Genomic DNA, 26,730 nt, shown 5'->3' on the forward strand with positions numbered 1-26,730 from the left:
AAAAAAGTAACAAATGAAAAGAATACTAATGATACTCTCCTTATTCATTTCCGGAGGTGCTTTCTCGCAAGAGACGGTATATCCGGCAAAAGACTATAAGGGCTTGCTCTTTATTAAAAACGCTACCATCCATATTGGCAACGGGCAGGTTGTTGAAAATGGAACCATCAAAGTAAGCAATGGAAAAATTGAACAGGTAGGCACTAACATCGCCATACCTGCAGACGACGTGAAGGTATTTGATGCCAAAGGCGGCCATGTTTACCCCGGGCTTATTCTGCCTGTAACTGATTTAGGCTTAAAAGAAATCGGCAGCGGTGTAAGGGGCTCCAACGATTATGCTGAACTCGGTGATAACAATGCCAACATACATGCCCTGTATGCGTATAATACCGATTCAAAAATCATCAATGTATTAAAAGCCAATGGCATATTGCTGGCAGGCGTAACCCCCCAGGGCGGCACCATCAGCGGCGCATCTTCTGTAGTGCAACTGGATGCGTGGAACTGGGAGGACGCAGCTTACAAAAAAGACAACGCCATACATATTAACCTGCCGGATTTTATTTACCGTCCAAGCCCGTATGCTGCGTTCCTCGGGGTTCAGCAACGTAAGGCGGACGAGGTTTTAAAAGAGGCGGAAGAAAAGGCAGAAGAAATCAAAGCTTTTTTCCGCGAGGCCAAAGCCTATTTGCAACAGTCATCGCATGCGGATGTAAACCTAAAGTTTGAAGCGGTAAAAGGCCTGTTCGATAAATCGCAAAAGCTCTTTGTTCATGGAGACCAGGTGCGCCAGATGCTGGTGGCCGTAGATTTTGTAAAAGAGTTTGGTTTTAATGTGGTTATCGTAGGCGGCAGCGAAAGTTTTCAGATAGCCGGCCTGCTAAAGCAAAACAACATTGCCGTGGTGCTGAACAGCCTGCATGCATTGCCTTCCACTGAAGATGATGATGTTGACCAGCCCTTTAAAACGCCGGCCGTTCTGCAAAAAGCCGGCGTGCTGTTTGCCTTAAGCGATGATAATGGCGAAACCCGTTACCGCAACCTGCCCTTTGACGCCGGTACCGCCGTGGCTTATGGCCTTACAAAAGAGCAGGCATTACAGGCGCTTACACTCAACAGCGCAAAAATTCTGGGTATAGACAACGTTACAGGTTCGCTGGAGCCTGGTAAAGATGCCAACATCATCATCAGCGAAGGTGATATTTTGGACATGCGTACCAGCATTGTTACGCAGGCATTCATCCAGGGCCGGCAGGTTGATTTAAACAACAAGCAAAAGCAATTGTACGAAAGGTATAAGTATAAGTATGGCCTGTAAAACAGGTATGTTTCCCCTATAAAAAGAGGCCCTTTCCAGGGCCCTTTTTTATTGTATGGGCCCGGCAGCAGTAACTACTATGAAGCATCGTTGCGTCGCACTCTTGTGCTGTTAGATTCTCTATGCAGCTTTTCCCGCAGTATAGTTTTGTTTCTGCCGCCTGCGGCGCCAAAAAGCCAGGGCACCGCTTACTTGCATTACGGTAGTAAGTTTAGTTGATATTAAGGCCAATAATTAACCCTATCCAGGGCTTGTTCTGATAAATCCAGTATTTCCTGTTTTTATCAAGCAGGTTATCAAACCCAAGACCTAAACCAAACGAAAGGTTGTTGATGCCGATAATGCCAGCAATACCCTTGTTTAAAACAAACCCATCATACTCGGCGCTGATAAAATCCTGTGTAACCCAGGGGTTAACTGCGGTGGAGCCAAAACCGAGGAATGCGCCTACACTAAACCCAAAATGAGTTTCCGTTCTTTTATAATCGCCGGAAAGTTTTTGCGTGTAGGAAATTTTGTAAATGTCTGTACGCATGCCCACATATACAGCTCCGTTAAAGTTGGTGTTAAGCTGGTTAGGGAAGCCTTTAACTACCGGCCTGTATTTAAAGGGAATGGTGATGGCATCTATATCCAAAGAATTTTTCCGTAGCGTTGCATCGTTTTTATCGCTTGGTTGTATGGGTGGGTAAATGATAAACAACAAAGAGTCTGCGAGGCTTACCATCTTTTTGCCGGGAACTACAATTACTGTATCGTCTTCATCAATAAGCACGGCAGACATAGTTTTTTCATGCAATGAATCCGTGTAAGCAAAACGTCCTTCCGTAAAATTGTATTTGTGCGCATTTTTGTTGGTTGCGCAACCTGCGCAAAGCACAAGTATAACCACCGTAATAAAGGATATTCTCATAATAACAGGCAATACAATTTGCTATCAAAACCAGCCCCTTTGTTTAAAAACCCGTATCATCCATATAGGTACAATCAACATAAGGCCAACAGCAATATAAAAACCATTCTTGTGGTGCAGGTAAGGTATCCGGTCGAAGTTCATGCCGAATATACCGCCTATTACCGTTGCCGGCGCCAGAAGGCAGGTAACAATGGTCATCACTTTCATTACCTCGTTCATTTTCATGTTGGCCTTGTTCATGTAGAGGTCCTGCATGTTCATCATCATATCGCGGTAGCTCTCTACCATATCCGCGGCCTGAACAATATGGTCATAAACGTCTTTAAAGTATTTGGTGGTTTTTTCTTCCAGCAGGTCGCTGTCGCTGCGGATAAAGCCATTCACCATATCCCTAACCGGCGCCACGTTTCGCTTCAGCACAATCAGCTCTTTTCTTAAACTGTTGATGCGTGCCAGGGAACGGGCATTAGCATAACGGATAATTTCTTCTTCCAGCAGTTCAATGCGGTCGCTTAGCTTTTCCATTACCACGAAGTAGTTGTCTACAATCATGTCTATAAGCGAGTAGCACAGGTAATCAGCACCGCTTTGCCTTAGTTTGCTGTTGGCTATTTTAATACGGTTGCGCAAAGCGTCAAACACATCCCTGCTGGCATCTTCCTGGAAAGAGATAACAAAGTTCTTACCCAGCACTATGCTTATCTGCTCCTGTTCTACCGTTATGTTTTTTTCATTGAAGTACAGCATATTCAACAGGCAAAACATTTCATTGTCCATCTCATCCATCTTGGGCCGCTGGCCAACACTTAATATGTCTTCCAGTATCAGGTAATGTATATCAAAGCGTTTGCATACCGCTTCAACATCGGCTTTACGTAAGCCATCAATGTTAATCCAGGTAGTATTGCCATTGTCCCTGAAATGAAAACATTCTTCTATCCGGTCAAAGTTATACTCACGTATCTCATTACTGTTAAAATCAAATACCTGTATGCTTACTTCCTTAGCTTCCTCCCGCTGGGGAATAACTGTTGGGTTTACATGGAATATTTCCCCGGTTCGTTTGGTATTGAATATGGGAAATATTAACTGCAAATATTTGTTTGGCTTAATCGGTACCCGCATGGTTGCTGCAATTATTGGGCGACAAGTTAAGAAATACCGTTTTAAGTAACGGGCATTAAAACAATGATGCTTAGCAGTAAAAACTGTTAAACCAATTTTACGCTGGCCCTGCCTATTCTCCGGCCATTTGCAGGTCTTTTTAGTTTGTATAATGATGATAATTGTATCAATACAACATGGAATGATAGGATATTGGCATACCTTAAAAAGCGGTATTACATATTAGCTGTATTCCCCCTAAATTAGTAGCGCCTGAACGGGAAGATTGACCAGCTTTAAGTCGGTTACACGTTGCAGAGTAGCGAACAAGGCCCTTCGTTAACTCAGGGCAGGCTACTTCGGCAATTGCTGAATAGAATTGTTGCAGTACAAGTGAGTGACACAACAACCGGTGATAGCAGCAATGCAGTTCGTCCCAAAATTCCTGCCCCATGATTGCGCATATCTTGTTAACCACCAATGATACATATGAACTGGAAATTACTAACGATTTGCTGCACAGCCCTCTGTGGAAGCGTATTTGGGCAATCCCTTCATCCATCTCACAAAGTACCTGTTGAAAAAAGCCTTTCACAACAATGGAAACAGGAGCTGTGGGCTAACCAACGCAAAGTGTATAAAGGCGATGAACTGCTTACCATAGGCATGCCTTGCGGTGGTATTGCTGCCGGCCAGTTGTACGTACGTGGCGATGGCACCCTGGCCAACTGGTGGATTGCCAACAATGCGTACAATACCGGTTATGGCATTGACTCCCTTACACGCTTTAACACAGCGCTGGGCCCATGGAAAGTATGTTACCAAACATTTGAGCCGGCCAGCTATGTATCGCAGGGGTTTGCCATAACGGTAACGCAGAACAATAAAAAACAAACGGTAAACCTGGATAAAAACGGGCTTGATGATATTGCCTTTACCGGCGAATACCCCATCGCAAAAATTGATTACAATTCTGCCACGAAAAAACTACCGATAAAAGTGGATGCGGAAGTGTTTTCACCATTTATACCCATGAATGCCAGGGAGTCTGCAACGCCGGGTACCATTCTTAAATACAGTATTAAAAATACATCTGCCCAGCCTGCAACGGTAAGCCTGCATGGCTGGCTGCAAAACCTGGTATGCCTTGAAATTGCAGATGAAATTGCCGCCCTAAGCCGTAACCGCGTAGTAAAAAGCCAGGGCATTACGTCACTGTTAATGGACTTAACCCCCAAGCCTGCTAATGCGGCTGAAAGAAAGCCAACAATAAAAACTTTTGATGATTTTGAATCAGGCTATGGCAAATGGACAGTAACAGGCGAAGCTTTCGGCCAGGCGCCTGCAAATGGCAGCTTCGGCGGCGACCAATCCAGGCTTTCCGGCTTTTCCGGTAAAGCTGTGGTTAACTCTTTTTTAAATGGAGATAAGACTACTGGCCGCATGGTATCGCAAACCTTTACGATTAATGATGATTACATCGTGTTCAAAATTGGGGGCGGCAACCATCCCCAAACAACCTGCATAAACTTGGTGGTAGATAATGCTATAGTGCGTAATGCAACAGGTAAGAATACAGAAGGCCTTGACGCGAAATACTGGGATGTAAAAGACCTGAAAGGCAAGCAGGCGCATTTGGAAATTGTGGACGAGGATAAAGGCGGATGGGGCCACATCAATATAGATGATATAGGCTTTAGCGATATGCCTGTAACCAAAGAAAAATACTACCCGCAACAACATCCGTATTTCGGCAACCTGGCGTTGAGTGTATTATCGGCTGACGGTTTTGCCGATGCTGCATACGAAGGAGCTACCGATAACAACCATGCTGATTCTTCCAGTAAAGCTACCGGCGAAAAATTACTGGGCGGCGTAGGGGCGACCATTACACTTAAGCCTGGCGAACAAAAAGAAATCACTTTCCTGCTTACCTGGTATTTTCCCAACAGGCCGTCTTACTACTTTGGCAGCGATGTAACTGATATTATCAGCAACGACTGGAACCAGGCCCTTCCTACAGAAGGTGCTACTATTATCGGCAACATGTACAGCAACTGGTTTGGCAGTTCAATGGATGTGGCTAATTACCTGCAGCAAAACCTGCAGCGTTTATCGGCCTCCACCCACCTGTTTCACGATACCTATTACAACAACAGCACCTTGCCATACTGGCTGGTGCAGCGTACGTTAATGCCTTTGTCAATACTGGCAACAGAAACCTGCCAGTGGTGGGCTAACGACAAATTCTGGGCCTGGGAAGGCGTAGGCAGTTGCGTAGGCACCTGCACGCATGTTTGGAATTACGAACAGGCATTGGCCCGCTTTTTTCCCGAACTGGAGAGAAATATAAGAGAGCGTACAGACTTTGGTATTTCCTTTCAAAAAGATGGCAGTGTGCTGGCCCGCAATGGCTGGGGCGGTGTACTGATTGATGGCCATGCCGGCGCCGTACTGAAAGCTTACCGGGAATACCTGAACAGCAGCAACAGCATTTTTTTAAACCGCAACTGGGACAGGATTAAACGTGCCACTGAGTTCATCATTAACGAAGATGAAAACGAAGATGGCCTGATTGAAAAAACACAGGCCAACACCTACGACATTGCATTTTACGGCGCCAATACCTATGTGGGTTCACTGTACCTTGCCGCTTTAAAAGCTGCCGCCGAAATGGCCGTTATCATGAACGACACAGCTTTTGCCAACCGCTGCAATAAAATAGCAAAAACAGGTGAACAAAATACCGTTGCCAGGCTTTGGAACGGCGAGTATTTTATACAGGATGTAAACCTTAAAGAGCACCCTGAATTTCAATATGCTACCGGCTGCCTTGCCGACCAGTTGTTTGGGCAAACCTGGAGCCACTTAAACAATCTTGGATACATATACCCCAAAGAAAAAGTAAAGCAGGCGCTGCAATCTGTATGGAAGTATAACTGGACAACGGATGTGGGCATACAAAATAAAGTACACCCGCCCGAAAGAACCTATGCCAGTTTTGGCGAGCCGGGCCTGTTCATTTGTACATGGCCTAACAGCGAACACATGGGAGAGCAGGGCGTTCGTTACCGGGATGAAGTGTGGACGGGAATAGAATACCAGGTTGCCACAAATATGATTTACGAAGGCATGATAGACGAAGGCCTTTCACTGGTAAAAGCCGTGCATGAAAGGTACCGGCCGGAAAAGCACAACCCCTGGAACGAGATAGAATGCGGCGACCATTATGCCCGTGCCATGGCCTCCTGGGGCATCATGATTGCTTTGCAGGATTTTTACTACAACGGCCCGCAGAAAATATTGGGGTTTCATCCAAAAGTGCAGCAGCAGAATTTCAAGAGTTTCTTCACTTCCGCCGAGGCATGGGGTATAATAGAACAACAGCAAAACCCAGCACAACAAACCAATAATGTACAGGTAAAATATGGCAGCCTTACATTGGAGCAACTGCAAATTACCATTGCAAAAAAGCCGGTAAAAATAACTGTTACCAAAGCGGGGGCTACACTTGTAAGCAGCTTTACTGTTGACGGCAACAAGGTGGCTATCAAATTCAATGAAGTAAAATTGGGTGAAGGGGACACGATAAAGGTTGCGGTTTCTTATTAACAGGCAACAACCTCCGGAACTGCAATTTTTTGGCAGCCGGCTGGCGGAACACGGAAGGGTCATCGTTGCGTCGTCCTGAAACTTCGGGATTCATCGCCCGGTTTTTTATGGCGGCTTTTCAGCCCGGGTAGTTTGGTATCAACACTGTTATTACTGCAATAAAAAAAACGATGGGGCAAAATATTTGCCCCATCGTTTTTTTGGAAAGAATTTCCTGTTACTTCTTATGCCCACCCTTCAACCTGTGTAAGGCTGTTACCAGGGTATCAATATCGCTGCAGGTGTTGTACAATGCCAGCGATGGGCGTACAGTTGCTTCCACGCCAAACCTGCGCAGGATGGGCTGGGCGCAATGATGGCCGCTACGAACCGCGATGGCATAGTGTTCGTTAAGATAGCTGCCCACCTCCTCGGTTTTAAAACCATCCAGCACGAAGGAAAGTACGCCTGCCTTATCTGCCGCGGTACCTATTAAACGAATACCCGGAACCTGTTTTAGCAAATGAGTGGCATACACCAGCAGGTAATGTTCATATTGGCTTATGTTATCCATGCCAATACGCATTACATAGTCAATGGCTGCACCAAGGCCCACCGCGTCGGCAATATTGCCGGTACCTGCTTCAAACCTTGAAGGTGCATTGTGGTATTTGGTATGTTCAAAAGTCACATCCTGTATCATGTTACCACCGCCCTGCCAGGGTTGCGTTTCATTCAACAGCGCTTCTTTTCCATACAATACGCCAATACCTGTGGGGCCAAATACTTTATGGCCGGAGAATACATACCAGTCGCAATTGAGGTAAGTAACATCAGCCCGCATGTGAGATACCGCCTGGGCGCCATCCACCAGCACTTTGGCGCCGATGGCATGCGCCATATCCACCATTTGTTTGGCAGGCGTTACCGTGCCCAATGCATTGGACACCTGTGTAAAAGAAACCAGCTTTGTTTTGGGGCCTAACAGTTTGGCATATTCTTCTATAATTACCTGGCCGTTGTCATCTACCGGAATTACTTTCAACCTAAGCCCCTTCTTACCGGCAAGTATCTGCCAGGGAACAATATTAGCATGATGTTCCAGGTGGCTGATAACAATTTCATCGCCCTGTGTTAAATATTGGTCGCCCCAGCTTTGCGCAACAAGATTGATGGCTTCCGTTGTACCACGTACAAATACAATTTCATTCACTGATTTTGCATTCAAAAAGCGCTGCACTTTTTGGCGGGCAGATTCGTAGGCGTCTGTTGCTCGTGCGGCAAGCTCATGTGCTGCACGGTGAATATTGCTGTTCTCATGCTCGTAGAAGTAGCTTACGCGGTCAATAACCTGCCTTGGCTTTTGTGTGGTAGCGGCATTATCCAGCCATATAAGCTGGCGGCCGTTTACACGCTCCTGCAAAATGGGAAAATCCTGTTTAACAATATTTACATCAAATGGTGGGTGAGGCAGGCCGCTGTAAGTTTCCGTTGCGGGAGTTCCCTTTACCAGATAGCCTGAATAATCCTTCTCCAGCCCCTTGACACCGGGTATAAAATAATATTCCGGCGCATCCGGCAAACCATAAGCTGTTCCAGGAATTTGCGGTGTAGGCGTGTAGCTTTTTATGCCGCTAAGCAGGCCGTTTAAATCTGCTTCAAAAGGTTGCTCTGCATAAGGCAGGTAGCTAAACGATGGCGCTGTGGGAAACGCACTATGGGTTTGCAGCGGCGCCGAAAGAGGATGGTATATCCGGCTGTTGTTCTGCTGCTCTCCAAATGCATACAAAGCAGGTGTTTGCTGGCCTTGTTGTGCATACGACGGCGATATACCGCTGCCTGCTACCGACGGCGGCACTTGCCCTGTGCCGGCAAAATGCGGATCTGGATGGCTGGTTGGCGGTTGGTTTAAATTAAACGATTTGCCATGCTGTATGGCAGAAGGTGATACCCCGCTGCCAGCCACGGAATGCGGTACCTGGCCTGTATAACCGGTGTCTGGAAGTTTACGCGAAGCCTCACCGGGATTAAATATGTTTTCCCGGCCACCCGCGGAAGGTGATACACCACTACCCGCTACCGAGGAGGGCACATTACCTGTTCCAAAATGCGGATCTGGATGGCTGGTTGGCGGCGCATTTAAATTGAAAGATTTTTCATGCTCAATTGCCGATGGCGATGCACCGCTACCTGCTACTGAGGGTGGCACGTAGCCTGTATATTCTTCCCTTTCACCCGGGGCTGCAACAGCAGGGGATGTTTGTTCCGGCGTAGAAAAGCTTCCTGGTGTATTGCCAGGAGCATGGTTATCGCCGGGCAACGCTTTAAAATAAAGGTTGGCCAACTGCTGCAATGCCGCTTCGTCAGGAATATCGCTATAAGAAGACATAACAATGTGTTTATTTTTTATTACCGGCAAGCCGGATAATTTTTTTTCATGGGCCAGGGCTGTATTACTACTATGATGCTTCTCTTGCGTCGCACTCTTCTGCGGTTGAATATGCTACTCAACAAAGTGCAAGAATCAATATTGAATTGCTACTACCTGAAAGCCGCCTTGTTTAGTTTTCTACAGTAAGCCAGGGCATTGGCCAAAGCCTTTTAATCTGTGTTCGCTAACCCAAGGCTTTAGCCAATGCCACATTCGAATACTATAGTTCCACGCTTCATTCTTCGCTCTGCTGAATAAAGTTCAGAACGTACAAGTGAGTGACACAACCAAAGCTTAATAGTAGTAATAAAGCTAAGTACATAATTCTTCGTGAAGGGGGGAACGGTCAATCGGTAATACCAGACTTTCGTTTGCTATCCCATTTCTATTTCCTATTCACTACTCACCATTCACTACCATTTATAGTCGTGGTATTTTCCTATCTCTACGTCGTCCAGAACAGCAATGGCATCATCTACCAGCACAGCCAAAGAGCAGTACAGGGATACAAGATAAGAAGCGATAGCCCTTTCGTTAATGCCCATGAAACGTACTGACAAGCCGGGTGATAATTCGCCGGGAAGATTGGGCTGGTACAAACCAACAACACCTTGTCTTGCTTCGCCTGTGCGGAGTAAGATAATTTTAGATTTACCTTTCTCAATCGGCAATTTATCAGAGGGGATTAACGGAATGCCGCGCCATGTAATAAACTGTGACCCGAACAAGGAAATTGTTGGCGGCGGCACACCCCTGCGTGTACATTCGCGGCCAAATGCGGCAATGGCCTGTGGGTGTAACAGAAAAAAGCCTGGCTCCTTCCACACTTTAGCCAGCAGTTCATCCAGGTCGTCAGGGGTGGGTGCGCCGGTACGTGTTTTAATGCGTTGAGAAGGCACTGTGCTGTGCAGTAATCCGTATTCTTTGTTGTTGATCAGCTCGCTTTCCTGCCTTTCTTTGATGGTTTCGATAGTAAGGCGAAGCTGTTCGCTTATCTGGTTATAAGGCTTGCTGTAGAGATCTGACACACGGGTATGCACGTCCAGCACGGTATTAACAGCGGAGAGGTTGTACTCACGTGGGTTTTCTACATAATCCACAAAAGTTTGCGGAAGGGCACGTTCATCGCGGCCGGAGCAATCTACTTCCACATTTTCAGCATCTTTCACCTTGTTGAGACGGTACACGCCAGATTCAACGGGTATCCAGTTAAGTAAATGGGTTAACCAGCGTGGCGTAATAGTAATCATTTGCGGTACCGTACGGGTAGCAATAGCGAGTTGCCGTGCCGCCACATCGCCTAACGCGGTTTGCGTTCTTCCTTTTTGTTCTGCCATAAGATTTAAAATTGAAAGGTTAATTATATGAATATGTTACCCGCAGCCCGGATTCTTCAGGGGAGTGCACGAGTTAACAGGCGCAACCGGTATTTGGTTTATTGCACAAAATTAACTGGCACTACTATACTAATCCAGTATGCTGTTGTTGTTAGAAGATGTATGCTAATACCTTAAAGCCTTACCGTTTGCAGCGCCGGCCCACAATGGTAAACGGATGTTTAGTGGTAAGGTTTGTGAACTGGTTTATGAAACGGTTATTAAACAGGGTGGAAGGTAAGGAAACTATGTACAGGTTGAAATGTTTTTTTGCATCATATTTACCGAATCTCTAAAATCATATCATAATTCAGGCCCTTGTATTCAAAGGAACCGAGCGATTTATACCCCAGCTTATTATAATAGGCTACTGCCCGGTCATTACCAGCCTGAACACCACCCCACAAGATGATTCTTTTGAACCCGTTTTCTTTGAGTTGAGCAAGAAGATAATCAAAAAGTATTTTGCCTATCCCGTGCCCCTGCCAGGCATCAGCAACGGATGGGGCAAAAGTGCAATCTGTGTCATTATTCAATAAAAGCCCATAGCCTTGCAGCCGCTGGCGGTCATGCTCAAGAAAGCCTGATTTAATAATGGCATAAGCAACCAGTTCGCCGGTATCGGTCTCTTCGGCAATAAAACCTGTATGGCCTGGTTGGCTGTACAGTTCCTGCAGAGATGAAATATCAAAAGCATGTGGCCCAAAACGGCTTTTGGTTTCAGCGCTAAGGCTGCTTAAATAGGTATGCAGCCTTTGCAGGTCATCAAGGTAAAGCTGTCGAAAGCGTAGCTGGCGGTTGTTTTTTTGCAACGTTATCATAATGGCAGGAAGAATGGAAGGTTAGGAAAAGCAAACCCTGCACATAAACACGGCTTATGTGCAGGGTTTACAGGTGACAGCTTAGTAAATGAACTGCTCTTTTACAATTTTGCCATCTTTTACGCTGTACACGCAAATCTCGGCCATTACCTGGCGGCCCATGCCTTTAAAGGTAGCTTCAAAGGTAGCAGCAACTGCAAAGTGATCGCCGGCAATAACCGCGTCGCTTACTTCGCTGCTGTGCACTTCTTCAATCATCGCCATAAAATTGTGGCCTTTTTGAACAATCGCATCCCTGCCTGTAACAGTCTTTAGGCCGGGTGATCCGTCTGGCTCAATGCTTACGGCATCATCTGCATACAATTCTTCCTGTGCGGCGGTGTATTCGCCTTTGCGGCACAGTTCAACCAGCCTGTCCGCAATTTGTTGTGTGGTCATATGAATACGTTTAAGGGGTAAAAGATAAATAACTTACGGCAGCTTATATATTATGTAATGATGAAGCGGCAGGAAATTTATACCAACGGGTAAAGGTGCCTGTGCCTTAACCTGCCTGCAGGCAAACCAATAGGTTAACCCTGCGGGTAAAGGATTGAAGCGGATACCCCGGTGGGGAACTCCCGCCAACTCGCTGTAAAGATGGAGGGTTTACCTATGTAAGGTATTAGTCTGACATGCACAACTTTAACCAGCAATTTGACATTTAATGCCTGCCTCTGTCGCAAGATGGCTGCCTCCCCCAAGACAGTATGTCTTGCACCAACGATTTTTAGTTTCATCTCTTTAAACAGCTTCTTAACAGCTAACCTAAATCTTTCTTAAAACCCTGCTCTTCAACAAACGCAGCGGCATTATTTCCGTTCATAGTATAGTTCGGGCATTGCATTTGAACTATTTACAATTGAACAAATTTTAACGTATGAGACGCATCTTATCATTATTGCTCGTTGCAACCGGCAGCGCAGCAGTTATTACGGGTTGCCAGAAAGATCCATTGAACAATTTAACACCGGAAGAATCACGTATTTACATTACCAACCGCGACTCAACGGTTGACTTTAACAGCTATACTACTTTTAGTGTGGCCGACTCTGTAGCGGTGGTAGATAACGGGAAAGCAAGTAAAGAATTAACGAGTGTTGACCAGGCTTACATTGACGCAGCAAAAAAATATATGCAGCAGGCTGGCTATACACTGGTTTCGAAAAACCAAACACCTGATGTTGGTATTAACATTACCCGCATTTACCAAACATCGTCAGGCGTAATAAGCTACCCTGATTACTGGGGTGGTTATGGCGGTTACTGGGACCCCTACTACTGGGGTTATGGGGGTTATGGTTATGGATTTCCATATTACTCTTATGGCGTTTACTCCATTACCGAAGGCGCCTTATCCATTGACATGCTGGATTTAAAGAACGCCGCTTCTCATGGCAATAAGATTGACCTTGTATGGAATGGATTGGTACGCGGTTCAGGCATTTTCAATCAATCTACGGCAGACAGCCAGGTAAAAGCCTTATTTGACCAGTCATCTTATCTGAAAAAAAATTAAAGTAAACACGTATGAAAAGCATATTGAAAATAGCAGCGCTGTTTGTGGTTGCCATTCCTTTATCGTTATCTCTAAAGGCACAGCGCGGAGAAGTTAAAATGTACCTTAACTACAATTACAGCCTGCCGCTGGGCAGCTTTAAGAATGATATTGTAAGCAAAAACTCGCCGCGGGGTTTTACAGGTGACATTCTTTACTCTTTCAATAAAAAATTTGCATTGGGTGGCGCTGTTGGCTTCCAGGATTATTACGAAAAATATCCCCGCGCTACTTATAAACTGCCAAGCGGCGAAGATATATCCGCCGTTATCAGCAACTCTGTACAAACCATTCCTGTTATGGTAAAAGGTTTATACGCGCCATTAGGTGATAAATTTTCGTGGGTGCAACCTTACGTATCTCTTGGCGCAGGCATAAATATGGTAAGTTTTAAGCAATACCTGGGAGAATTTGGCAGCAGCAATACAAATGTAAGCTTTGCCGCACAGGCCGGCGCCGGCATACAGGTTCCTTTTGGCAGGTTAAGTAACTCAGGGTTGCAGTTAGGAGCTGTTTACAACTATGTTCCTTACACTAAAAACGGCTACAATAACTTAAATAATTTAGGTGTGCAGTTAGGTGTTCACTTCCCGTTAAGATAAGTGTATAAGATAATGTGAGGCGGTTAGTGTTGTGTGTTAAGTTTGGGGCAATGACAGAGCATGTGAATTGTTTAGTGAAGTAAACCCATTTCCCCAAATTTGTTAAGGGGTGGTACTATAAGTATCATCCCTTTTTTGTGCATATCAGTCTGTGTATTTGTAACCCATGCCCCGGGCAGAGTGAAAATGTTTTGGGTTACGGCTATCCTGCTCAAAATACTTACGAAAGTTGAGTATAAAGTTGTCTATGGTCCGGGTGGTAGGGTAAACATTGTAACCCCATACAACCTGCAATATTTTTTCACGGGTAACCACATCATCTTTGTTTTCGATAAGCAGTTTAAGCAGCAGCGCCTCTTTTTTGCTAAGTTCAATGGCCTCGCCTTTAAAATTATTAGCCATGAGTGATTTAAAATCTACACGGTTGCCGCCAAACTCGTATATATCACCAACAGATTCTTTGTCCTGAATTTTTTTATTCTTCATTATCAGCTTCTCTACCCGCAGCAGTAGTTCCTCCAGGTTAAAGGGCTTTGTAAGGTAATCGTCTGCGCCTTTTTTAAGGCCCAGCACCCTGTCTGCACTATTATTTTTGGCGCTTAGTATTAAGATAGGCACTTCACTGTTGTGTACCCGTACTGTTTCGGTAACGCTTATGCCATCCAGCTCCGGCAGCATAATATCCAGTATCAGCAAATCAAAGTATTCATTGCGGGTGGCTTTGACTGCGGCGTTGCCATCGAAGGCGGAAGTAACCGTATAACCCTCCATCTCCAGGTTAAGCTTCAGCGCTTCATGCAGGTTTTCCTCATCTTCCACCAGCAGAATATTTCCTTTATTTATGTCCATGGTTTTACAGTTTACCAACCAGCCTTACGCAGTTTTTAATGCGCTTAATGTTACAATAAAAACAGTTCCGCCCGGTTGGTTGTCTTTTATAGCAATGCTGCCTTTATGGTCTTTTACAATGCGTTTGCAAAGATAAAGGCCCAGGCCTGTGCCCTTGGCCTTGCGGGTAGCTTCATCGCCAACACGGTAAAATTTCTCAAAAACTTTTTTCTTTTCCTCGCCGGGTATGCCTTCGCCTTCATCCGCAACGGAAAACAACAAACTGTTGTTATTTTGTTCCAATGCAATAGTAACTGTTGAATCTTTGGGTGAATACTTAATGGCATTATCTACCAGGTTGTTCACCAGCATCTGCAACAGCAGACTTTCGCCTTCGGTATATATACCAGGCTGAATATTACAGATGAACCGCCTGCCTGTAAAACGTTCTGCAAAATCTTTGATGCTGTCTTCTACAATGTTGCTTAGGTTTATTTCCTGGCGGTTGAGCTGGTAGTGCCCTGCATCTAATTGAGAGGCAACAAGTATGTTGTTGCAAAGGCTGTTTAAACGGTTGGCTTCCTGCAGGGTGTTGGCAATAAGTTTTTGCTGTTTTTCTTCTTCCAGCCTTCTTTTCTGCAGGGTTTCCAGGTTAAGCCTGGTTACAGCAATAGGCGTTTTAAGTTCATGTGTAACCGCCATCATAAAATTTTGTTGCTGGTGGCTAAGCTTAATTTGCCGCCTGACCGCACGATATACAAAAACGGCGCATACCAGTATGAGTATTAAAAAAGTAGCGCCCTCACCAACGTATTGAAAGGTCTTTCTTTTCCGCAAATCAAGTATATGGCTGTATTTGGACAGATAGTCCGGGTCATCCTTATTAAGTTCTACCAGGCGCATTGAAGCCATGTAGTCGTTTTGCTGCGTAAGCTCTACAAACCAAAGGATAAGTGCTGCTACAATGTACAATAGCAAAAACCAGTAAACAATGGTTATTATTTTTAGCTGGTTTCTTTTGTAAAAAGCTCTCATGGCTATTCTGCTTTCTCCAGGCGTATGCCCGCATTCAATACATCATGCAAAGGGTTTTGGCGCATGGCCTGCTGCAACGTAAACCGGTAATTGCCGGTTTTAAATTTAATTGGTGCGGCATTCACTTTAATACGGTGCTCAAAAACATCGTCCATACCACTGCCCAACCACCCTTTGCTGTTATTGGCAAGTATAAACTCCTTAAGTTGTGTTTGCGCTGTATCGCCGGGGGGAATAATGGTAAGGTTAAGCCAGATGTTATTATAGCTGTAAGCATCGGTATGGCGCAATACTACAAACAGGTTGTAGCGGGCCATACTGTCTTCAATCTTAAACTGAAACTCCGGTTTTATAGCTGCATCCCAATCCTGCATTTTAAAATAATATGTTTTTTCGTACACATCTATCGGCCGGCAGGAAGCAACAACCGTAACAATTGCCACAAGTATATAAACAAAGCTTTTTCTGAAATGAAAACCGGGATGCTTCTTCAATGGATTTTTTTTACAAAAGTAAGCCAGAAACATAAGTAATAGGATAATGCTGTTTTACCTGCTGCAAGCAATTGATAAAGGTTAAAGCCGATAGCGGGCTTAAACTGTTGAATAAAAATAAACCCTTTCGCTTTGCAGGGGCGGCCGCTGCGGCAATTGGTGAGTGAAGGCTCATCTGCCCATTGCGCACCTTCTTCTAATGGAGAAGGAAGATAGCTGAATAATGTTCAGAACGTACAAGAGTGCGACGCAAGGGACGCCTAATAGCAGTTCCTGTTGCAGGGCCCATAAAAAATAAAAAATAGCCGAAGGCTATTACAGAACGTTCAGCACCTGTTCTTTTGCTTTTTCCAGTTCATCTTTCATAAGCACTACACTTTTTTGCACATCAGAATCGTAGGCTTTGGAGCCGGTGGTATTTATTTCGCGGCCAACTTCCTGTAAAATGAATGAAAGTTTTTTCCCCTTGCTGTTATCGTTTTGCCTTAGCACAGTTTTAAAATAATCGCAATGGTTTTTAAGCCTTATCTGCTCTTCGCTGATGTCAATTTTTTCAATATAGTAAATCAACTCCTGCTCAAGGCGGTTGGCATCGTAATTGTCAGCACCAACATTATCTTCCAGCACTTTTTTAAGCCCCTCTTTTATTTTTATGCGGCGCTGCGGTTCAAACCCGGCCACCACTTCCTGTTGAAGCTCTATGTTTTTTATGCGAAGGAGTAAATCTTCTTCCAGCATCCTGCCTTCATCTTTGCGGTGTGCTATTAAATTATCCAGCGCTTCTTTTAAAATGCCGGCAAAGCCATCCCACTCCTCATCCGTAAGCATTTCTGATGAAGGTGTAATTACTTCAGGCAGCTTAAGCAATGTGCTTAATATGTCTCCTGTTTCAAGGTTAAGGTCTTTGGCAAGGTCTGCCACAGGCTGGTAATAAGCTTTTGCCAGCGCCGTGTTGATGGTTACGGGCTTGGCAGAGCCTGTTTGTTTAAGCGTAATAATACATTCAACACTGCCACGCTCCAGCTTTTCACTTATAAGGCCGCGTATCTCAAACTCATAAGGTTTAAGCAAAGCCGGAATAAGCAACCGTAAATCGAACTGCTTACCGTTTAGTGACCGCACTTCTACGAGAAAAGTTTTATCATTTACCGATTGCTCTGTTCTTCCGTAGCCTGTCATGGATAAAAGCATAAACAAAATTTAATGATTGCAAATGAATGTAGTGGTGTTGGTTAACCTTTTGCAAAGAATAATTAGGCAATATAACAAAACTTATTTGTCGTTCATATTTTACTGCAAGGGGTTACCTGTTCATTGCTTACATTTATGTGCAAATGTGCCAGGTTGCTTACCGGTTTCCTTACTACTTACAGCTAAATTTTTTTTATGAAAGTGCTCTGTATTGGAGAAGCTTTAATTGATATGATTTGTACCGACAAAGGCAAATCCCTCAGCGATGGCGATAATTTCTTAAAAAAAGCAGGCGGGGCGCCCACCAATGTTGCAGCAGCTATAGCGGCCCTTGGCGGCCAGGCCCATCTTGCCGCCAAAGTGGGCGCTGACCCTTTTGGCAGGCACCTGGTAGAAGTGATGGAATCGTTTGGCGTATCTACCCAATGGGTTATACAGGATGTAAACCATTTTACCACTTTCGCTTTTGTTTCTTTAATGACCAATGGCGAAAGGGATTTTTATTTTAACCGTGGCGCAGATGGCCAGTTGAGCATAAAAGAAACAGAAGCCATCCGGCTTTCGGATTATTCAATTATACACTTTGGCTCTGCCACCGCTTTTTTACCTGGCCCGTTACAGGAAACTTACAAAGCCCTGCTGCTGGAGGCATCCCGCCAGCAGGTGTTCATCAGTTTCGATCCTAACTATCGCCACCTGCTGTTTCAGAACAATACCAGGAGCTTTATTGACCAAAGCCTTGATTTTTTGCAATACTGTCATTTCTTTAAAATAAGCGACGAGGAAGCATTGCTGATAACCGGCAAGCCCACACTTGAAGAAGCCGTTGAATTTTTACAGCAAACAACCAGGGCCATTTTTGCCATTACCATTGGCAAAGACGGCACTATGCTGGGCATTAACAACACGGTTGAAATTATACCAAGCATACCCGTAAAACCTGTTGACACTACCGGCGCCGGCGACGCTTTTGTTGGCGCTGTGCTGCACCAGTTGAGCGATAAGCCCCTGAAGGAAATTTTAGCCTTACCCGTAGAGGATTGGAAGAAAGTAATTTACAATGCCAACAAAGCCGGCGCCCGTACCTGCGAATACATGGGCGCAATGGAAGCTTTCAGGCATTTGAGCGGGGATATTTTTAAATGAACTTCACGTTAACCAGGAATTTTTATTTGGTTACCAACGACGGTTTTTCATGGCCGCCCAGTTGTGTCACTCACTTGTACGGTTGGTTTTTTATGGCGGCATTTAAGCGGGTATTAACCCACCCTGCAGATATTATTCTTCGCCGGTTAGGCCATACATATTCATCAGTTTCAACAGTACGCCGTTGGTCCACCCAAAACCATCCTGCGACGGATATTCTCCGCCACCGGCTTCTACATTGGTATCTGTCACATTGTACTTCTCCATTAGCTTACCCGTGCTTTTGTACACTTTTACATTCAGGTTAACCCAGCGGCCCGCTATTTCTTTTGCCAATGCGCCCATGCCGTAATTTTCCAGCCCTTTAATAGTAATCCATTGCAATGGGGCCCACCCATTGGGCGCATCCCACTGCTGGCCTGTATTTTTAAGTGTTGTTACAACGCCTCCCGGTTTTGCAAAATGGGCTTCCACCATTTTTGCAGCCCTGGCAATATGGGCATGCGGCGGTATATTAAAAAAGAAAGGTGTTATGCCTGCAATGGTTGCTTCCGCACTTAGTTTACCATCGTTTATTTTGTAGTCGTAATACCAGCCATCTGTATTGTTGTACAGGTATTTATTAATTGCTTTTTTACGCTTTTCCGCAAGCTGGTTATACAGGTTGGCCTGCAGCAGGTTGCCACCGGCCTTATAAGCTTTGGCCAAAGTAAGTTCAAGGTTATATAGCAGGCAGTTTAAATCAACAGGTATAAGATTGGTTACCTGTATGGTGCTGAGGCTTTTTCCATCGGCCAGCCATCGGCTGCTAAAGTCCCAGCCGGTTTCTGCACAGGAACGCAGGTTGCGGCAGATAAGTTGATACTTTACCAATGCTGCTCCATCCTTTTTGGTGCTTTCAGGTATATAGCCAGACCCTGCCGCTGCCGTTTCAACATCTTCATAATGGCTTTCCTGCCTGGGTGCAGTACTTTGGTCGTAGTACCTGTTAAGGGTACTGCCATCCGGCATTTTGACTACATGCTTTGTCTTACTGGTTTTATCCATCCAGTAATCGTACTCCAATTGTAGTGGCCGCTGGTATTGTGCAAATACGGCGGCGCCGTTTGTTTCAGCCAGCAGCCCAAGCATTAATGCAAAATAGGGTGGCTGGGAGCGGCTGAGGTAATAAGTACGGTTACCATTGGGTATATGCCCGTACTGGCTAATGAGGTAGGAGAAATTGTTTACCATGTTCTCCACCATTTCTGTTTGGCCACTTTCCTGTAAGCCCAGCATGGTAAAGTAAGAATCCCAGTAATAGATTTCCCTGAAGCGGCCGCCCGGCACGATGTAAGAGTTAGGCAACGGCAGTAAAGAACTTCCTGTTACAGCTTTATCGGGGTTACGCTTTAGCACCTGCCACAACTGGGTAATGTGCTCTTTAACATCAACATTTTTGTCACTCTTGTAATTGGAAGTCGTACCGGCCGGCAATTCAAAATTTTGCTCTACAAAAAGTTTTAGGGAAAAACGAACGGCAGGGTTGTTTTTTATTTTCAGGTAGTCCGCAACAATCTCTGCCGGTTTGCGCTTAGGCACACAGTCAACAAAAGTTTTGCCATCCGGAAAAATGCGGCTCATCTGCACATCTGCAAACAGTTCTCCATACAGCTTATCCGGCGTAGGTGGCGCCTGCGCCTTAACCGAATAAAAAGAAACCATACCGGCGATAAACAGCAGCGGAATTTTTTTCATGCAGGATATTTTCTTTGTTGACAGCTTAAAGGTAAAAAGAAAGAGAAAACATTAAAAGAGGGGCTGGTATGAGGCGAAATTCTCCATGTGCTCAATAAAATCGTATACCCTCCATATTCTGGAACCAATATAAAACGTACTGATAAAAATACCCGTGGTGATATTAAACAGCCAATTTTCATGATAAAAGCTAACGCTGTCAGGCTTTGCAATGAAAGCTATGCAATGGCTAATTCTTTCTTTGTATTCATTACACTTGCATTTCTCAAACGGGAGTTTTCAGGAACAATTAATTTGTAAGGCCGGTTAAACGCTTCCTGCGAAACTTTAAAGTAGGCAGCCAGCTTTCTGATCACTTCTTTGGAAAGTCCTTTTTTGTAATGCAGGATATCAGAAACATACCCCTTGCTGATTCCAAGTATTACTGCTACATCTTTAGCCTTCAGGTTATGTTCTTTAATAAACGAATGGATCAATTGTACAGGGTCTAAATCAGTAGATGAAATGTGCTCAGCATCCCACTTCTCAATCAGCAGGGTAAGCAATGCTATTTCGTCCTTAGTATTTCTGTCTTTAGAACCAGAAACTACAAGCTGCTCTAATAGATTGCAGTATTCTTTGTATTGACTTTTGCCCGTAATTACCTTGTATTTGAGTGTCTCCATGTTATAATATTTAATAATTGCTTACACTATATTGCTCACCTGCATTGCAAAGTTTGTTATACTCTGCATGTGTACCAATCCAGCAAACAAATAAGTGTACCTGTTTATCACCAAAAGCATATTTGCAAATCATTCTGTACTTATTTCCACCAATATCAAAGATTGCCCGGCCTGAACCCTTTCCAAACAAATCAGTAGGAGGGAAAGTAATCTTCATATCTGCGGGCACTTCCCAATCTGCATACTTCAATTTAATAAGCCATTCATCAAATGATACCCTGCTCTGCGCATTTTGTTCTGCAAATGCCTCAATAGTTTCTTTTCGGATTAAATGAACTTTCATGGCAAAGGTATATTTTTCAATTAAGTTCACAAAAAGTGAACTTGGTTCAGGGTTTAAAACCACCGCCTTATTGTAAAGCCGGATGCCGTACAATTATAAACTTAATTTCGTAAAAAAATACTGTGTTTTCCGGGATGCTAACACGCTGCCATTGCAAAGCTTGGCTGCCGCCTGCACCAACTAAACCACAGCCTGCCTGTAAAAACGCCGCTTGCAGCACCTGCGGGTGAGGGATTGAAGCGGTTACCCCGGTGAGGCCCATGCAGCAGGGCTTTGTGCCGGAGTAATAGCGGAAAGCCCGACCCCTTGCGCAGCTTGGGGGCACCCCCAAAAGCAAGTACGAAGTTTGAAGTACGAAGTGCCATTTTATGTAAGATGTTAGATGTGGGGTGTACGATGTAAATGTCTTGCCACTGCCTATTTGCGCTGATAATGTAAGATGCGGGGGTACTACTTCATCAACTCAGCCAGCCGCTTAAAAGTACGCTGGTTGTTACTGCTGTAAACAGCCGCCGCTATATCGGCTTTTTCGCTGGCCGTAAGGTGAAAACTAAGCGACGCCGCCGCGTCTTTTGTGGAAGGCACGTACTGAAAGCTGAGGCGGTGAAAGTTATTGCCAAAACTGGTTTGCATATATTCAAGCTGATCGCCCTGGTAATAATCCTGCAGCTTTTGCCAGTTATTCTGCAACAGCAAAAATGGTTTGGTAACAAAGCTGAGGATGCTGTTGCCATCATAAGGTTTTTCCCAATCTCCCAGGCGGCGGTCCCGTATTTGTATCAGCACAACTTTACGGGTGTTTTGCTTAAACCAATCTTCGAAAGCGCCGGTAAAACGCAGGGCTACTTCCTGGCCGTAATTATCCCGCAGGCCGGCATCCATCACGTCTATAACAGGCTCTGTGGGCAGCCAAACATTTGGCAATACGTAAGGGAAAGTGGCATTCATGCGCAAGGCAGACAGAACACTCAAGTTAGCTGCGTCCTGTTTGTCAAACAGGGAGGTAAAATCAACAGCGTCGGGGTCGTGGGGGTTTATGTTCAGGCTATCATGCGTAGGCCGCATTAAAAACCTGGCCGGGTGGGTGGCCACAATCATTTTACGTGCATCGCGGCTTATAACAGCGTTAAAGAACATAATAGGTATCAGTGCTTTTTGCTCCGCCGCGGCATAGTCAGCAATACGTTTGTTTAAAATGCCACCCGTATTTTCATTAAGGCGTTGCTCAAAAGCATAGGCCCGGTCTTTTACATATTCGTAACCGCCAAAGCTAAATTTTCGGGAAGGGCCCGTTAAATCCCTCGAAACAAAGGAACTGAAGAGCGGGTTAAGCAGGTCGCGGGAAATATTGTCAACATATTGCCGGTTGCGCAGGTTAATGTTACGGCCGTTTATTTTTTCGTTATACAGCTCTCTGAAGTAAGCGGCGCCAAACATACCGCCGGATGCCCCGCTTATTAATACTGTACGCTGCATAAGCGTGCCATTGGTAAGGCTATCAAGGTACTGCAAAACATTCATGGCAAATGCCGCGCTGCGGCTGCCGCCACCGCTTACGTTAATAATAAAGGCCACAGGTTTACCGGTATCCTGCCTGGCTTTCCAGTTTTCCAAAACCTGTAGATAATGCCCTCTGTCAGCAGCCACGTTACTGTCTGAAGCCAGTTGTAAAATATCATCCCTTTCGTATTTAGGCCGGTCTTTTTTGCCGGCATAGTTAAGCCCATAGGCTTTGTTGCGCAGGTCAATAACTTCGTTCTGGTACAGCCAGTTGAGCAGTACATACAATACAACCAGTACCGGAAAACTCCAGCTACGCAGGAATAGAGACACAGCACCAGCCACTGCTATCAGTATGGCAAAGAACACGGTAATGCTTGCCGCCGCAGGAAACTGGAAAAAAGGATTATCCCCAAAAAAGCCAATAGCTAAAAGTACCACAAAGGATAAAAAAATAGCTATTACCGCTGCCACATGGTGACGCTTAAAGATGGCCTCCAAAAAACCCTGGCTGTAGTGGCGCACATCCCTGGGTTTACGCAGGTTAAGCCTGGCGCTCAAAAACCAGTCAATGCGAACTTCATTATTATCCGTAGGCAGGGGGTTATCTTTAATGGCCAACGCATAATGTACATTGGCTGTATCAATTACACTTGCAAAACGGCGATAGATGGTTTTATCAGCTCCAAAAAAATAGCCGAATGCCACAAATATGCAGAGCAGGTAACCACCTAAGAAAGAAGCCGACAGCAAAATAATTTCTTTGGCGGAAAGCAGTTCCTGTGTATCCGCATATCCAACCGCTTTTGTAAAATAAAAAAGCAAAAAAGCTAAAGGTATAATGCCATTGTTAATGCAATACTTTAAAAATGGTTGTGAAGTAGTTGCCAGGAAAGTGATGTGCCGGCTATGCAAAATAAACGTGGTAATATTCCAGCTCATGATAAAAATACCTACCGTAAAGCCAACAATGGCAATGCTAAGCGGGCTTACCTTGCCAAGGTATTCGGGTGCCAGGTACAGGGAGTAAGCGCCGAATGTTTCCATAAAAGCACCCCCCACGGTAGCGAACAGTATATACCAGAAAACAAGCAATACCTGGTACCGCCTGAAATGCAGGAACAGCAACTGAATGGGCATAGAGTAAATAAATCCTACCAGGTATTTTCTCATATCTCTTGTTAATGAGCAGCATGTTTATCCAAACGCTGCATTATATCGTTCATAATGTCTATCTGTATCTGCTGTATTTCCAGTAAGCGCTCCTGCTGGTTTACAATCAAATGGTCTAGCTTTTCATGCAGCAGCCGTATTTCAAGTTCAGACTTAAGGTTAATCATATAATCATTCTTAGCTCTTTCCCTGTCTTTTTCTTCCTGCCTGTTCTGGCTCATCATAATAACCGGCGCCTGTAATGCCGCTATGCACGACAGAATAAGGTTCAGTAAAATAAAAGGGTAGGGGTCAAAACCTTTATTCATTAAAAACGCCACGTTCAGCAACATCCAGCAAAAAATAAAAACACTGAAGATGATGATGAACTTCCAGCTACCGCCAAATGTGGCAACTTTATCCGCCAGGCGCTGCCCGGCGGACAATGCTTCCGGTTTATTATCAACCAGTTTATCACTTAAAAGCTCATCGTTTTGCATGGCTTTCAGTACCTGCTGCTCCAGCTTGTTAAGCGTACCCAGCTCGCTAACCAGGCTGTTTTGTATATACCTGTTGCGAAAAATATTCAGCTCTGCTACAGATGCCTGGCTGTTATCATTAAACAGTGGGTATTCTTTCTTTATTTCATCCAGCACACATTGCCTTATATTTTTGCCGGTAATCCTTTCCCGCAGGGGAAAATGTTTTTGCGATATATCGCTCACAAAAGTTTGCATACAGCTTATTACAGGCAAAAGTTAGGTAAAATGAGCTTAGGAATATGCTAAAATAAAAACAGGCTGCAGGGGTGCCGCACAGCTACATCCGGTGTGGTTACCATATACCAGGTGTTTTGGGTAAAGCTGCTGAAGCTTGCAGATACTACCTCTTACATAAAAGAGTATTTCGCACCTTAATCTTCGTATTCGCTTTTTTTGGAGGCGCCCCAAGCTATTCCCAAGATATGGGCAGAACTACATTCGTAACCTTTTTCAAAACAACTTTTAGTTGCTTTCTCCCGCTTGTGCCTATACTCTGGTACAAGGCCCTGCTGCGATGGGCTCGCCGGGGTTACCATTGCAACCCCTTACCCAAAATGTAACACGCTGCTTTTTCTACAGGATTGTTGGAATGTACGTTCATAAAAATAGCCGCTGTGCAATACACAACGGCTATAAACTTGTAAAATTTAAGGCTTACTTGTTCATGGATTTCTCTCTTATCGCCCGGAATTCAGAGCCTTGCTTCCATTTTGGAAAAGCTTCTGCCGCATCCAGCCTGCGGGTTACTTTAAACAGCAACTGCAGATCATCAATAGCGCCTTCCAGGTTCCAGGTACTGGTATATTCGTCTGAGGGCTGGTGATAGTTTTTGTCGTTGTATTCTTCCTCCATTTTTTTACCATACGCCTTATCTTTTCCAATTACGTCAATTCCGCTATTAGCAAACATGGCTGGTACGCCTACCTTGGCAAAATTGAAGTGGTCGCTTCTGTAATAGTGGCCGGCTTCAGGGTGGGTTTCATAGGAAATATAGCGGCCTGTTTTTTCAGCCTCTTCTTTCAGTATATCTTCCAATTCACTCTGGCCTTCACCCACCACAATAACGTCTTTGGTTTTGCCATACCAGTTAAGCCCATCCATGTTAATATTCGCCAGTGTTTTATTTAAAGGGTACACCGGGTTTTCAGCATACCAGGCAGAGCCCCAAAGACCCTGTTCTTCTGCCGTTACGGAAAGAAATACGATGGTACGTTCCGGTTTTTCCGGCAGGCTTTTAAAGGCACGGGCCAATTCAAAAAGGCCGGCTGTGGCGCTGGCATTATCCAGGGCGCCGTTAAAGATTGAATCGCTGTTTTTATCCGGGCGGTCCACACCCAGATGATCCCAATGGGCGGTGTAAATAATGTATTCATCCGGGTGTTTGCTGCCGGTTATTTTGGCAAGCACATTGTGAGATTGATTGTATTCTGCTTTCACCTGCATGCTGGTAGTAAGTTTCAGGCCCAGCGGCATTGGTTTAAACCCAGGTTTATCAGCGGCGGCAAGCAAGCTGCTATCCTTACCGGCAGCAGCAAGTAGTTTTTTGGCCGCATCAGACGATACCCATCCAATCACATCGCTCAAATGTTCTGTTTTTCCGCGATTATCCAACCTTAGGCGAGAGGTATTCCAGTTATTCTGTACAACGCTAAAGGGATAGCTGGCCCCTTCTGTATTATGCACGATAAGGCAACCTGCGGCGCCCTGCCGGGCAGCTTCTTCAAACTTGTACGTCCAGCGGCCATAGTAGGTCATGGTGCGGCCTTTGAATAAGGCAGAGTCTCCTGCTGCAAAACCGGGGTCGTTTACCAGCACCAGCACCACTTTTCCTTTCACATCAAGGCCGGCATAATCATTCCAGTTGTATTCCGGCGCCACTACACCGTAACCAGCAAAAATCAATTCGGCATTGTTAAGTTTAATCAGCGAATCTGTTTTGTTGGTCCAGATAACATAATCATCAAAACCCTTTAGAGAAAAACCACCTTTTGCAGCGGTTACCTGCATGGCAGGTGCAGCATTGGTTGTAATGTTTACCATCGGCACATCCTGTGTATAGCTATTGCCATTGCCTGGTTCAAGCCCCATTTCTTTAAACTTGTTTTCCAAAAAATTAACAGTTCTTGTCTCTCCTTCCGTAAACGGTTTACGACCCAGAAAAGAGTCTGATGCCAGTATTTTTATATTGGCTGCCAGGCTATCTGCATTAAAAGCTGTAAGGCCATCCCCGTTGGTTGTACTGCCTTTGCAGGCAGCCAGTACAACCGGCAAGGCCCAGGCAAAACGTAGCAATTTATTCATGTGCTTTAAAATTAAGGTGCAAAAGTTAACGCAAATT

21 protein-coding genes are annotated in these 26,730 nt (G+C 44.9%); 5 read left to right on the forward strand and 16 right to left on the reverse strand.

Features of this window, described 5'->3' with window-relative positions; all coding sequences use genetic code 11:
- The first annotated feature begins 13 nt into the window (after positions 1-13).
- Positions 14-1,321: an amidohydrolase family protein gene (locus F0364_RS13015; protein WP_153798219.1), complete on the forward strand. Its 1,308-nt coding sequence runs from the start codon at positions 14-16 to the stop codon at positions 1,319-1,321.
- A 211-nt stretch (positions 1,322-1,532) separates the two neighbouring features.
- Here the strand turns inward: F0364_RS13015 and F0364_RS13020 are convergent, their stop codons facing one another.
- Together F0364_RS13020 and corA are read right to left on the reverse strand one after the other, a co-directional pair.
- Positions 1,533-2,234, reverse strand: a complete 702-nt coding sequence (locus F0364_RS13020) for a hypothetical protein (RefSeq protein WP_153798220.1) — start codon at positions 2,232-2,234, stop codon at positions 1,533-1,535.
- A 24-nt stretch (positions 2,235-2,258) separates the two neighbouring features.
- The gene (gene corA, locus F0364_RS13025) at positions 2,259-3,332 is read right to left on the reverse strand and encodes a magnesium/cobalt transporter CorA (RefSeq protein WP_235921088.1); all 1,074 of its coding nucleotides are present in this window, start codon (positions 3,330-3,332) and stop codon (positions 2,259-2,261) included.
- A gap of 498 nt (positions 3,333-3,830) precedes the next feature.
- Between corA and F0364_RS13030 the strand changes: the two genes are divergently transcribed.
- Positions 3,831-6,953: a GH116 family glycosyl hydrolase gene (locus tag F0364_RS13030; RefSeq protein WP_207632655.1), complete on the forward strand. Its 3,123-nt coding sequence runs from the start codon at positions 3,831-3,833 to the stop codon at positions 6,951-6,953.
- Positions 6,954-7,170: 217 nt separating this feature from the next.
- On the opposite strand, the gene F0364_RS13035 is transcribed toward F0364_RS13030, so the two are convergent.
- The 4 genes from F0364_RS13035 to F0364_RS13050 form a co-directional block, all read right to left on the reverse strand.
- A complete protein-coding gene (locus tag F0364_RS13035) occupies positions 7,171-9,321 on the reverse strand; it encodes a family 2A encapsulin nanocompartment cargo protein cysteine desulfurase (RefSeq protein ID WP_153798223.1) in 2,151 nt (716 codons plus the stop codon).
- A 455-nt stretch (positions 9,322-9,776) separates the two neighbouring features.
- Complete coding sequence (locus F0364_RS13040; protein WP_153798224.1) at positions 9,777-10,700, reverse strand: family 2A encapsulin nanocompartment shell protein; 924 nt, start codon at positions 10,698-10,700, stop codon at positions 9,777-9,779.
- 320 nt (positions 10,701-11,020) lie between these two features.
- Entirely contained in the window at positions 11,021-11,560 is a 540-nt protein-coding gene (locus tag F0364_RS13045) for a GNAT family N-acetyltransferase (RefSeq protein ID WP_153798225.1), read from the reverse strand.
- A gap of 81 nt (positions 11,561-11,641) precedes the next feature.
- Positions 11,642-11,998: a nuclear transport factor 2 family protein gene (locus F0364_RS13050; RefSeq protein WP_153798226.1), complete on the reverse strand. Its 357-nt coding sequence runs from the start codon at positions 11,996-11,998 to the stop codon at positions 11,642-11,644.
- Positions 11,999-12,479: 481 nt separating this feature from the next.
- Between F0364_RS13050 and F0364_RS13055 the strand changes: the two genes are divergently transcribed.
- Both F0364_RS13055 and F0364_RS13060 read left to right on the forward strand, forming a co-directional pair.
- Entirely contained in the window at positions 12,480-13,118 is a 639-nt protein-coding gene (locus F0364_RS13055; protein WP_153798227.1) for a DUF4136 domain-containing protein, read from the forward strand.
- Between the two features lie 11 nt (positions 13,119-13,129).
- On the forward strand, positions 13,130-13,759 hold the full coding sequence (locus tag F0364_RS13060; protein ID WP_153798228.1) for an outer membrane beta-barrel protein: 630 nt from the start codon (positions 13,130-13,132) through the stop codon (positions 13,757-13,759).
- A 144-nt stretch (positions 13,760-13,903) separates the two neighbouring features.
- On the opposite strand, the gene F0364_RS13065 is transcribed toward F0364_RS13060, so the two are convergent.
- The 4 genes from F0364_RS13065 to F0364_RS13080 form a co-directional block, all read right to left on the reverse strand.
- Entirely contained in the window at positions 13,904-14,608 is a 705-nt protein-coding gene (locus F0364_RS13065) for a response regulator transcription factor (protein ID WP_153798229.1), read from the reverse strand.
- Positions 14,609-14,632: 24 nt separating this feature from the next.
- Positions 14,633-15,622, reverse strand: a complete 990-nt coding sequence (locus tag F0364_RS13070) for a sensor histidine kinase (protein ID WP_153798230.1) — start codon at positions 15,620-15,622, stop codon at positions 14,633-14,635.
- A gap of 2 nt (positions 15,623-15,624) precedes the next feature.
- Complete coding sequence (locus tag F0364_RS13075; RefSeq protein ID WP_207632656.1) at positions 15,625-16,116, reverse strand: gliding motility lipoprotein GldH; 492 nt, start codon at positions 16,114-16,116, stop codon at positions 15,625-15,627.
- 315 nt (positions 16,117-16,431) lie between these two features.
- The gene (locus tag F0364_RS13080; RefSeq protein ID WP_153798232.1) at positions 16,432-17,307 is read right to left on the reverse strand and encodes a YicC/YloC family endoribonuclease; all 876 of its coding nucleotides are present in this window, start codon (positions 17,305-17,307) and stop codon (positions 16,432-16,434) included.
- Between the two features lie 195 nt (positions 17,308-17,502).
- On the opposite strand from F0364_RS13080, the gene F0364_RS13085 reads away from it, so the two are divergent.
- The gene (locus F0364_RS13085; protein WP_153798233.1) at positions 17,503-18,453 is read left to right on the forward strand and encodes a carbohydrate kinase family protein; all 951 of its coding nucleotides are present in this window, start codon (positions 17,503-17,505) and stop codon (positions 18,451-18,453) included.
- A gap of 132 nt (positions 18,454-18,585) precedes the next feature.
- On the opposite strand, the gene treF is transcribed toward F0364_RS13085, so the two are convergent.
- The 6 genes from treF to F0364_RS13115 all read right to left on the reverse strand — a co-directional run bounded on the left by treF (position 18,586) and on the right by F0364_RS13115 (position 26,693).
- Positions 18,586-20,190, reverse strand: a complete 1,605-nt coding sequence (gene treF, locus F0364_RS13090) for an alpha,alpha-trehalase TreF (RefSeq protein WP_153798234.1) — start codon at positions 20,188-20,190, stop codon at positions 18,586-18,588.
- 218 nt (positions 20,191-20,408) lie between these two features.
- Positions 20,409-20,855, reverse strand: a complete 447-nt coding sequence (locus tag F0364_RS13095; protein WP_153798235.1) for a helix-turn-helix domain-containing protein — start codon at positions 20,853-20,855, stop codon at positions 20,409-20,411.
- 10 nt (positions 20,856-20,865) lie between these two features.
- Positions 20,866-21,228: a type II toxin-antitoxin system HigB family toxin gene (locus F0364_RS13100; RefSeq protein WP_235921090.1), complete on the reverse strand. Its 363-nt coding sequence runs from the start codon at positions 21,226-21,228 to the stop codon at positions 20,866-20,868.
- Between the two features lie 420 nt (positions 21,229-21,648).
- Positions 21,649-23,871 carry a patatin-like phospholipase family protein gene (locus tag F0364_RS13105; protein ID WP_153798236.1) on the reverse strand — a complete coding sequence of 741 codons (2,223 nt, stop codon included), beginning with the start codon at positions 23,869-23,871 and terminating at the stop codon, positions 21,649-21,651.
- A gap of 8 nt (positions 23,872-23,879) precedes the next feature.
- Positions 23,880-24,587, reverse strand: coding sequence for a DUF1003 domain-containing protein (locus tag F0364_RS13110; protein ID WP_153798237.1), 708 nt, complete (start codon positions 24,585-24,587; stop codon positions 23,880-23,882).
- A 459-nt stretch (positions 24,588-25,046) separates the two neighbouring features.
- Complete coding sequence (locus tag F0364_RS13115; protein WP_153798238.1) at positions 25,047-26,693, reverse strand: M28 family metallopeptidase; 1,647 nt, start codon at positions 26,691-26,693, stop codon at positions 25,047-25,049.
- Positions 26,694-26,730 lie beyond the last annotated feature (37 nt).

This window comes from Foetidibacter luteolus (assembly GCF_009650435.1).
GTDB classification, from domain to species: domain Bacteria; phylum Bacteroidota; class Bacteroidia; order Chitinophagales; family Chitinophagaceae; genus Foetidibacter; species Foetidibacter luteolus.

What these genes read in the sequence shown, in the direction of transcription:
- F0364_RS13015 (WP_153798219.1), top strand. Translation starts at nt 14, where the DNA reads ATGAAAAGAATACTAATGATACTCTCCTTATTCATTTCCGGAGGTGCT.
- F0364_RS13065 (WP_153798229.1), bottom strand. Translation starts at nt 14,608, where the DNA reads ATGGACATAAATAAAGGAAATATTCTGCTGGTGGAAGATGAGGAAAAC.
- F0364_RS13035 (WP_153798223.1), bottom strand. Translation starts at nt 9,321, where the DNA reads ATGTCTTCTTATAGCGATATTCCTGACGAAGCGGCATTGCAGCAGTTG.
- F0364_RS13070 (WP_153798230.1), bottom strand. Translation starts at nt 15,622, where the DNA reads ATGAGAGCTTTTTACAAAAGAAACCAGCTAAAAATAATAACCATTGTT.
- F0364_RS13060 (WP_153798228.1), top strand. Translation starts at nt 13,130, where the DNA reads ATGAAAAGCATATTGAAAATAGCAGCGCTGTTTGTGGTTGCCATTCCT.
- F0364_RS13040 (WP_153798224.1), bottom strand. Translation starts at nt 10,700, where the DNA reads ATGGCAGAACAAAAAGGAAGAACGCAAACCGCGTTAGGCGATGTGGCG.
- F0364_RS13110 (WP_153798237.1), bottom strand. Translation starts at nt 24,587, where the DNA reads ATGCAAACTTTTGTGAGCGATATATCGCAAAAACATTTTCCCCTGCGG.
- F0364_RS13115 (WP_153798238.1), bottom strand. Translation starts at nt 26,693, where the DNA reads ATGAATAAATTGCTACGTTTTGCCTGGGCCTTGCCGGTTGTACTGGCT.
- F0364_RS13050 (WP_153798226.1), bottom strand. Translation starts at nt 11,998, where the DNA reads ATGACCACACAACAAATTGCGGACAGGCTGGTTGAACTGTGCCGCAAA.
- F0364_RS13045 (WP_153798225.1), bottom strand. Translation starts at nt 11,560, where the DNA reads ATGATAACGTTGCAAAAAAACAACCGCCAGCTACGCTTTCGACAGCTT.
- F0364_RS13085 (WP_153798233.1), top strand. Translation starts at nt 17,503, where the DNA reads ATGAAAGTGCTCTGTATTGGAGAAGCTTTAATTGATATGATTTGTACC.
- treF (WP_153798234.1), bottom strand. Translation starts at nt 20,190, where the DNA reads ATGAAAAAAATTCCGCTGCTGTTTATCGCCGGTATGGTTTCTTTTTAT.
- F0364_RS13080 (WP_153798232.1), bottom strand. Translation starts at nt 17,307, where the DNA reads ATGCTTTTATCCATGACAGGCTACGGAAGAACAGAGCAATCGGTAAAT.
- F0364_RS13055 (WP_153798227.1), top strand. Translation starts at nt 12,480, where the DNA reads ATGAGACGCATCTTATCATTATTGCTCGTTGCAACCGGCAGCGCAGCA.
- F0364_RS13105 (WP_153798236.1), bottom strand. Translation starts at nt 23,871, where the DNA reads ATGAGAAAATACCTGGTAGGATTTATTTACTCTATGCCCATTCAGTTG.
- F0364_RS13020 (WP_153798220.1), bottom strand. Translation starts at nt 2,234, where the DNA reads ATGAGAATATCCTTTATTACGGTGGTTATACTTGTGCTTTGCGCAGGT.
- F0364_RS13095 (WP_153798235.1), bottom strand. Translation starts at nt 20,855, where the DNA reads ATGGAGACACTCAAATACAAGGTAATTACGGGCAAAAGTCAATACAAA.
- F0364_RS13030 (WP_207632655.1), top strand. Translation starts at nt 3,831, where the DNA reads ATGAACTGGAAATTACTAACGATTTGCTGCACAGCCCTCTGTGGAAGC.